This window comes from Corallococcus exercitus, from assembly GCF_003611585.1.
GTDB classification, from domain to species: Bacteria; Myxococcota; Myxococcia; order Myxococcales; family Myxococcaceae; genus Corallococcus; species Corallococcus exercitus.
Genome location: NZ_RAVW01000770.1, coordinates 1 through 1,615 on the forward strand (window position 1 = coordinate 1; position 1,615 = coordinate 1,615).

The window sequence follows — 1,615 nt, forward strand, 5'->3', positions numbered from 1 at the left end:
CCTCCCGCCCGGGCCGCCCGCCCGCATGGGCTCCGTGACTCAGTGCCCAGCAGGCGGGGGAGCGTCCAGGAGCCCCTGGATGCCCGGCACCTCCGCCACGAACTGCAGGAAGTTGCGCAGGATGCGCCCCGTGGCGCCCCAGATGACGTGCTCGCCGTGCGTGTAGAAGTGCACGTCGTGCTCCATCCCCTCCCACGTGTGCCGCTCCACGCGGACGATGGCCGGGTCCAGCAGGCGCACCAGCGGCACCTCCAGCACCAGGTCCACCTCCACCGGGTTCGGCACGTACTTCCCGTCCCCCGGGATGACGCCCACGTAGGGACGGATGCGGTACGCGGACGTGGTGGGCGTCTCGTCCAGGAGGCCCAGCATCCGCACGCCAGCGCGCGAGATGCCCAGCTCCTCCTCCGTCTCGCGCAGCGCCGTCTCCAGCGGCGTGACGTCCCGCGCCTCCTGTCCGCCGCCCGGGAACGCGTACTGCCCCGCGTGCGTGCGGAGGGTGGCGGGCCGCCGGGTGAAGACCACGTAGGGCACGCCCTCCCGCTCGAACAGGGGCAGGAGCACCGCGGCCTCTCGCAGCGCCCGGCCCTTCCACTCGAAGGTCCGCGCCGGCCTCGCCTTCAGCCGCGTCTCCAGCGCATCGAACAGGGCCTGCACACGCACGACCTCCCCCTTCCTCAATCCGTGACCTGCTTCTCCACCGGCGGCTTCGTCGGGGCGTCGGGCGTGGACAGGTTCTCCACGCCGGACATCGGCTTGAGGATGCTCGCCTGCAACAGCCCCAGCAGCACCAGGCCCAGCGCGATGCGGTACACCACGAACACCAGCGTGGTGCGCCGCTTCAGGAAGCTCAACAGCCATGCGATGGCGGCCATGCCCGACAGGAAGGCCACCAGCGTCCCCACCACCAGTGCCACCGTCGACGGACGCTCCGTGGCCTCCAGCAGGTGCTTCAGCTCGAAGATGCCCGCCAGCGTCGTCGCCGGGATGGACAACAGGAACGAGTAGCGCGCCGCGTCCTCGCGCTTGAGCCCCAGCGACAGGCCGCCCGTGAGCGTCGTGCCGGAGCGCGACGAGCCCGGCACCAGCGCCAGCGCCTGCCACAGGCCGATGATGATGCCGTCCTTCCACGTCATGTCCGCCACGGTGCGCTGGTGCGACGCGCGCCGCTCCACGACGAACAGCACGATGGCCAGCACGATGAGGCTGAACGCGATGACGTAGAGCGACCGGAACTGCGTCTCGATGACCTTCTTGAACGCCAGCCCGCAGATGCCGATGGGCAGCGTGCCCACGCCCACGAACCACGCGAGCCGCGCCTCCAGCGTGCCGAACGGGTCGCGCTTCACCAGCCCCACGACGAACGCCTTCACCAGCGCGACGATGTCCTTGCGGAAGTAGATGAGCACCGCGGCCACCGTACCCAGCTGGATGATGGCCGAGTACGCGGCGCCCGGGTCAGGCCAGCCGAACAGCTCCGGCGTGATGCGCAGGTGCGCGGTGGAGCTGATGGGCAGAAACTCCGTGAGACCCTGGACCAGACCCAGGACGATGGCTTCAAGCAGGCTCATAGGGGGCGTGGCGGTCAGGGATATGCCCTGCCCCCCTGCCCCGC

The 1,615-nt window shown here is 70.4% G+C and carries 2 protein-coding genes; both read right to left on the bottom strand.

What is annotated here, in order from left to right; translation table 11 throughout:
* Positions 1–39: 39 nt before the first annotated feature.
* Positions 40–663: an NUDIX hydrolase gene (locus tag D7W79_RS41865; RefSeq protein ID WP_120530738.1), complete on the bottom strand. Its 624-nt coding sequence runs from the start codon at positions 661–663 to the stop codon at positions 40–42.
* Between the two features lie 14 nt (positions 664–677).
* A complete protein-coding gene (locus D7W79_RS41870) occupies positions 678–1,571 on the bottom strand; it encodes an undecaprenyl-diphosphate phosphatase (RefSeq protein WP_120530739.1) in 894 nt (297 codons plus the stop codon).
* Positions 1,572–1,615: the final 44 nt, after the last annotated feature.

Excerpts from the sequence above, each read along its gene's own strand:
- D7W79_RS41870 (WP_120530739.1), bottom strand. The coding sequence starts at position 1,571 with ATGAGCCTGCTTGAAGCCATCGTCCTGGGTCTGGTCCAGGGTCTCACG.